Source organism: Flavonifractor sp. An306 (assembly GCF_002159455.1).
GTDB lineage: Bacteria > Bacillota > Clostridia > Oscillospirales > Oscillospiraceae > Flavonifractor.
Window position 1 is genome coordinate 1 of the sequence record NZ_NFIQ01000117.1, and the last position, 6,479, is coordinate 6,479.

The 6,479-nt window shown below is 59.2% G+C and carries 6 protein-coding genes and 1 pseudogene; 1 reads left to right on the top strand and 6 read right to left on the bottom strand.

The features are described from left to right. The 3 genes and pseudogenes from B5F88_RS18160 to B5F88_RS18170 all read right to left on the bottom strand — a co-directional run. Window positions 1-298: pseudogene (locus tag B5F88_RS18160) on the bottom strand (type IV secretory system conjugative DNA transfer family protein); the annotation flags it as partial. Window positions 299-433: 135 nt separating this feature from the next. Further along, the gene (locus B5F88_RS18165; protein ID WP_087348822.1) at window positions 434-1,345 is read right to left on the bottom strand and encodes a DUF3991 and toprim domain-containing protein; all 912 of its coding nucleotides are present in this window, start codon (window positions 1,343-1,345) and stop codon (window positions 434-436) included. A gap of 65 nt (window positions 1,346-1,410) precedes the next feature. Beyond that, window positions 1,411-2,004 carry an SOS response-associated peptidase gene (locus tag B5F88_RS18170; protein WP_087348824.1) on the bottom strand — a complete coding sequence of 198 codons (594 nt, stop codon included), beginning with the start codon at window positions 2,002-2,004 and terminating at the stop codon, window positions 1,411-1,413. A 113-nt stretch (window positions 2,005-2,117) separates the two neighbouring features. Between B5F88_RS18170 and B5F88_RS18175 the strand changes: the two genes are divergently transcribed. Beyond that, window positions 2,118-3,365, top strand: a complete 1,248-nt coding sequence (locus B5F88_RS18175) for a DNA polymerase IV (protein WP_087348826.1) — start codon at window positions 2,118-2,120, stop codon at window positions 3,363-3,365. On the opposite strand, the gene mobP3 is transcribed toward B5F88_RS18175, so the two are convergent. From mobP3 to B5F88_RS18190, 3 genes are all read right to left on the bottom strand, one after another. Next, complete coding sequence (gene mobP3, locus B5F88_RS18180) at window positions 3,362-4,807, bottom strand: MobP3 family relaxase (RefSeq protein WP_087348828.1); 1,446 nt, start codon at window positions 4,805-4,807, stop codon at window positions 3,362-3,364. The two genes, B5F88_RS18175 and mobP3, sit on opposite strands and share 4 nt — an antisense overlap. A gap of 131 nt (window positions 4,808-4,938) precedes the next feature. Continuing rightward, entirely contained in the window at window positions 4,939-5,382 is a 444-nt protein-coding gene (locus tag B5F88_RS18185; protein WP_087348830.1) for a hypothetical protein, read from the bottom strand. Window positions 5,383-5,458: 76 nt separating this feature from the next. Then, window positions 5,459-6,133, bottom strand: a complete 675-nt coding sequence (locus tag B5F88_RS18190; RefSeq protein WP_204246266.1) for a hypothetical protein — start codon at window positions 6,131-6,133, stop codon at window positions 5,459-5,461. Window positions 6,134-6,479: the final 346 nt, after the last annotated feature.

The following is a 6,479-nucleotide window of genomic DNA, read 5'->3' on the forward strand; positions in this document are numbered from 1 at the left end:
CATCACAGTCCACCAGAGCGGCCAGCCTGTCCTTTTTCCCAACACAGCCCAGCACCAGGCCCTGGGCCTCTGGGAGCTGCTCTCCCTTTCTCCACAGGGCCGGTCGGAAAGGTACCCGCCGGTAGCTCTTGCGGAGCTCCTTCTCGGTGGCCCAGCGTGCGGTTCCGTACTGGCCGTCACCCACCGTCTTGTTCTTGATGCTGTTCAGACTGCCCCGGTTGGAGAGGGCGGCTATCGCAACCAAAGCGCCGAACACCAGGGCCAGCAGTCCAATCAGCATCCAGTTTTCGTCTATCATGGTTCGGTCTCCTTTCTCGTTCTCTGTATTTGAGCCCTCTTCCAGTGTGACCTTCTGGGCGGTCCACGGTGGACCGCCCCCCGGTTCAGAAAAAGGGCATACTTCTCCCTTGGCGGAGGCTGTCATCGTTCCGGCTCATAGGCTCTGAACCGCAGTCATAGCCGGAGATGCTGTAAGCGCACCAGACACCAGGTCTTCGTTCCAGTCCTTACGCACGGGAAGGAGGATACCGCTGTGGTATCCTCCTTCCTGCAATTCTGTCTGGAGCCGCTTTGCGGCGAACTGTCCCGGCCCGTCGTTATCCAGGCAGAGCACCACGTCCCGCAGGTACTGATTCTGCTCCAACATCCAGTGCATGGCCTGTCCTCCGGTGCCGCACAGGGCCACATAGCTGTGGGCCTGCCAGTCATCCGGGTACAGGGTCAGAAACGACAGCATGTCGATGGGCGCCTCAAACACATAGAGCAGATTGTCTCTCCCCACATGGTGGAAGCTGTACTGGGGGCGGCTTCCCTCCACATTGACCTTGAAGGACTTGCCCCGGCTGTTGGTGCTCCGTTTGTGGGCGTGGCGGGGGGCGCCACCCTCGTCCGCGCCCACAAAGACGCAGTTGTGGTACTGGGCGTCCTCATAGAGCAGCCCCTTCCGGGCAAAGTGGGTGATAATGGCGCCGTCGATCTGCCGCTGCTTCATGAGGTAGGCGTACACCCGGCGCATATTCTGGTGGGGAGGTGGCAGCGCAAATGGCTTGGGCGGCTCCATTTCCCGTCTGCTGGTAACGGGATAGGTGCCTTTCAGCAGGAACTCCATGGCCTCCTGGTAGGACATACCGTAGTAGTGTTGGACAAAGCTGACTGCATGTCCGCCCTGGCGGCTGTCGTGGTCATACCACTCGCTGCCCCGGACAGTAATGCTGTGGTCGTTCTCCAGACGATACTCCCGCCCGGAGCGGAGCAGTTTTTCTCCGCGCTGCCACAGCAGCTCCACCAGATCTACGGTGTTGGCTCGCTCCTTCTGCTCGTCGGTATAGTGGATGTAGGTTCCCATATTTCCCTCCTGAAAACAGAGGACGCCGTGAGCATCTGCCCACGGCGTCCTTTTGCATCTGATCGTTAAAAGAGTGAGAGCTGCTGGGATGCTTCCGCCTCCACATGGGTCAGCTCCGGCGGTATCTGGTGGAGCAGCTCTCCGGCGGCCTGGGGATTGTGTACCCATTCCTCCACCTGCTCCCGTCTCAGCACCAGAGGCATCCGGTCATGGATCTCCGCCATGGAGCCATTGGCCGCCGTAGTGAGAATCACACACCGGCGCTGGCCTGCATAGTCGTTCCAAAGCCCCGCCAGATAGAGGGCCCGATCCGGGCCCGGCAGCTGGAACCGATACTTCCGCTTCTGCCCGCCGGCATGTCCCCACTCATAGAAGCCTGTGGTGGGAAATACGCACCGCCGCCCCAGCACGGACTGGCGGAACATGGGCCGCTCCAGGGCGGTCTCACTGCGGGCGTTGATGATGGCCCTGCCTTTTCCGCCCACCCCCGGATAACCCCACACCATAACCTCCGGAGCCAGCTCCGCCCCTGCCTCCATCAACACAGGCACCGGATCGGTAGGGAAGACCTCTCCGGTTTTGAACTTGTCCTGCACCTGCCGCAGGATATCCATGATCTCCCGGCTCTCCTGGGGGGACAGGCTGTATCTGCCGCACATAGCACTCACCTCGCCACGTTATTCTACCACAAAACTGCCAAAACTTACTCGTGGATATTTGGGCCTGTGTCACACTATACTAATAATAGAACGAATGTACGAGGTGCGATGCGGTGGAGCGAGTGATTCTGCACAGCGATCTGAACAACTTTTATGCCAGCGCGGAGTGCCTGGACAACGCCGCTCTGCGGGGGAAGCCGGTGGCGGTGTGCGGGGATCCCGCCCTGCGCCATGGCATCGTCCTGGCCAAGAGCTATGAGGCCAAAGCCTTTGGCGTGGCCACCGGGCAAGCTATCTGGGAGGCCAGGAGCCGCTGTCCTGGTCTGGTAGTAGTGCCGCCCCGGTATGATCGCTATCTGGAGCTCTCCCATCAGGTGCGGGAGCTCTACCTCCAGTACACCGACCAGGTGGAGCCCTTTGGATTGGACGAGAGCTGGCTGGACGTGGGTGGCAGCGCCAGCCTGTTCGGAGATGGGAAGCAAATCGCGGACACCCTGCGGAGGCGGATCAAGGGAGAGCTGGGCCTGACGGTGTCGGTGGGAGTCTCCTTCAACAAGGTCTTTGCCAAGCTGGGCAGCGACTATCGGAAGCCAGATGCCACCACGGTCATTACCAGGGAGAACTACCGGGAGCTGGTGTGGGCCCTGCCGGTGAGCGACCTGCTGTATGTGGGCCCTGCCACCACCCGGAAGCTGGGCCGGTACGGCGTCTATACCATTGGAGCACTGGCCCAGTCCAGCCCCGACTTCCTCCATGCGGTTTTGGGCAAGGTGGGGGTGATGCTGTGGCAGTTCGCCAACGGTCTGGATCGCTCCGGGGTATCCACCTATTACGCCATGCCGCCGATAAAGTCGGTGGGCAACAGCACCACCGCCCCTCGGGATCTGGTCAGTGATGACGACGTGAAGATCACCCTCTACGCCCTGTGCGAAAGCGTGGCTGCCCGTCTGAGAGAACAGCGGTGCCTGTGCTCCACCGTCCAGCTGGGGATCCGGGACAACACCCTGCTGCGCTATGAGCGGCAGGAAAAGCTGACGGCTCCGGCCAGCAACTCCACCGACCTGTTTGACGTGGCTTTCCGTTTGTTCTGCACCAACCGTCCCTCCAGGCCGGTGCGCAGCCTGTCCGTCCGGGCCTGCGGACTGTCCCCGGCGGAGGAAGCGCCTCAGCTCTCCCTCTTCCCAGAGGACGTCAAGCGACAGAAGCGGGAGGATCTGGAGCAGGCGGTGGATCGGATTCGGGCCAAGTACGGCTACACCGGCATCCGGCGGGGCATTCAGCTGCTGGATCCGGCGTTGGATCTGGACGCCAAGGGCAGCCATATCATTCACCCCATCGGGTTTCTGGGCACCCTTTCTTAGAGCTGTTTCAGCCGCATAGTATCCTCGTGGTCGTTGGCCTTGTGGCCCAGGGCCATACGCTTTTCCTGGAGCATCCGGCGACGCTTCCTGTCTATATGCAGGCCCTGCTGGACGGCATCGTCTGCAGACTGCTCCCGGAAGATACGCCCCATGTTGTGAAACAGGTTGAGCACACATCCGGCCACCTGGGGCCGCGTCAGGGGCTGTCGCTCTGACGTGTGCGGACTGGAAGCAGGTGTGATCTGCTCTCTATGGTGCTCCGTCTGTCTAGGTGTCTGGGACGGCAAATTGCTCTGCTGGGACACGTTATGTTGAGGAGGCTCGTCCCGGCACAACTGGAGCACCTCCCGGATGACCATATTGCGCACGGATTTGAATTCCTTCTGCTGGGACAGCGGCACCCGCTGGGGCGGATGCTCCGTGTAGGTGCGGCACACCTCCTCCCGCATCTGGTTCCACAGGTCATAGGCGGCGGCAACCCGCTCGTCCTTTGCCAGCTCGTCCACGATGGCGTCCACCACCGCCTTGGTCTTAGGCGGCAGATAGCCGTACACCTTTTTGCCGGTGGTGTTCTGGAGCCGGTCGGCCAGTTCCACGACCAGCCGCTCCAGCACCTTGTTTTCACAGTGACCGTGTTCCAGGTCTGCGGTCAGCTCCGCCATGGCCTGCTCCGCATCCCGGCCAAGGGTATTCCGGTACTCCGTCTTCTGCTCGTAGACGTGGAGCAGGTCCTGCTCAAAAATGCGCCGGCCGAAGGCTGACTTGACCTGTTCGATGCCCTGTTTGGTCAGGTAACCCTCTTTAGGGTCAGTGGAGAAGAGCACCAGATGGATATGGGCGCTGTGCTCCTTCCGGTGGAAGGCTGCGTACCAGCGCAGGTGCTCCAGCGGGATCTTATAGCCCCTGGCGATCTCCGGGAGGCAGGCGCACACCAGGGCGCGCCAGCTCTCAGCCGTGTCGTAGCCCAGCCGCTCCGCGTCCTCCCGGCGGATCGCCACCACCGGCGTCCACACATTGCCTGTATGCTCCGCCACCTCCCGGACCGCCTGGGAGAGATTGCGCACCTTGCCGTCACCGTTCCACAGTCCGTGCTCACCCTCTGTCTGCACACCAGGGCGGTGGGCCACGTAGTCCAGGTAGTTTTCCACCCGGCTCATAGGCTCCACGAAGTCCTCGCAGGCTTGTTGGATGAAGTGATCGGCATGGCCTCTGGTTGGTTCCCTCCGGTAATCTTCATACTCCAGCAGCTCCTCCGCACCGGGGAAGTCCCGGAGGATGCGCTGGATATAGGCTTCCTGCTTTTTGGTCGCCGGCAGATCTCTCTGCTCATCGGGCAGCACCTCTACGCCGGGACGGGCTGCGATGTACCGGACACGGTTGGACAGCTTGGCGGCATTTCGTCCGCCCTTCAGGTAGGGGGACATGAAACGGACGCGGCTCATTCGTCAGAGTCAATTTGCCGCTGGAGATCCAGGGCGTTAGTATCGGCCATGCCCCCTGGGCTTGAAATAGGGTGGGGTCATCATCTGCTGTTCCATCTGGCACAGCGGTGTATCCCGCATGAAGTAGCGTGTCATAAGGTCATACTCATCCCTTCCTGCTTGATTTCGCAACCGTCTTCTTTGATTTCCTCATTCTCCTCCATATCGCTTTTCTGGCCGGGAATAAGGCATTCGCCCGGATAAAGTTCCATTTCGTACAGCACGCTGCCATCACCGCTTCTGCGGTCAAGGACTTTGATGGTCGTGCCCTCAAATAAATAGTTGGATGCCTTTTCGAAATCAGAGCGGAATCCCTTCCCGTAATTACAGGTCGAATACTGATGAGTCGGCTGATCCTTGACCACGGAATAGTAAGCGTTGGTCTGAACCTCAGTTACCACCCGTACAAGCCCGACTAGGGCAGGGTGCTTGCTATGGCTGGTTGCCACCAACTCTGTCCCAGGGCGGATATAGCGCTTCAACTCAGCCAGATTTTTGATGCGCAGTGGCGCTTTTTGTTCTTTCTTTTGATCCAATCTTCAATCCTCCTGTCTGGTTTAAGGCAATAAAAAAGCGCCGGAGTCTTATTTCTAAAACTCCGGCGCCTGAATATTACATGATCGGTTCCTGACTGTAGGGTTCCATGGGGGGCTGCTCCTGTTCTCTTATGCGATCCAGAGCATCGGGAGCTGCAGTGGCAATCTGCTCCTGAACGCCCCGGATGCACTTTTCCTGCTCGGCAGTCAAGTCAAAGCCAGCGTCTAAGGTGTCAGAGCAGCACCGGTAGATTTCGATAAGCTGCTCCTGATTGAAAATTTGCTGTTTGGAAATGAGGCCGGCGCGGATGGCGAAGTCCTGCTTGGCACCTACATAGTTTTCCTGAAAGTAGTTGCCCTGGTTAAGACCTGTGTGGTCGAAGCTCCAGTCCCATGTGACGAATTGGACGCCAAGCCGGGTGGGATGGGCAGCCAGCACGGCTCCATTGAAGTCAGCCAGCAGGCGGTAGTCACCGGTCAGGCTTTGGGCTTGCAGGGGCGGAGCCTGTTCCAGCAGCGTCATGTACTCCCGCACGGTGCAGGCCAGATCAGTGGCTCGCTCACAGGCCCGTTCCCGTTCCGGCGCCGCTACATCATCCCGCCAGTAGCGAACGCCTCCGTCCGCTGTGATCCGGCAGAGAGGGAGACCATCCCACTCCACAGGAAGCAATTCATCCTGTTCCGGCAGCGGAGTGAATCCCTCACGGTGGAGAGCGGTGCGAAGCTCCTGAAAAAACTGTTCTCGGTTCATTTACTACCTCCTAATATTCAGTGCCCTTTTTGAATTTGTGTGAAAACAAAAAGGGCGCCAATCCGATGGCCCGTCGTGACCAACAAATTGACGCCTCAAACTTTGTGTATTCTATTGATAGAAAAGTAGCGCCCTTTTTGAAAATAACCGCTTCAAAAAGGGCGCCACATGGTTCTGAATTTACCAATCGCTGAAAAGAGAGGGTTCAAATCCCACCAGTTAGGGGGAAACAGTGGTTGGCATCTGTAAGCGTAAAATAGCGGAGGACCTTTCCCCCTGTGGTAAGATGGGAGTAAAAAGTCAGGGGGCAGAGAGGTCATGAGTGAAGAAAAGCGAATATTGCAGT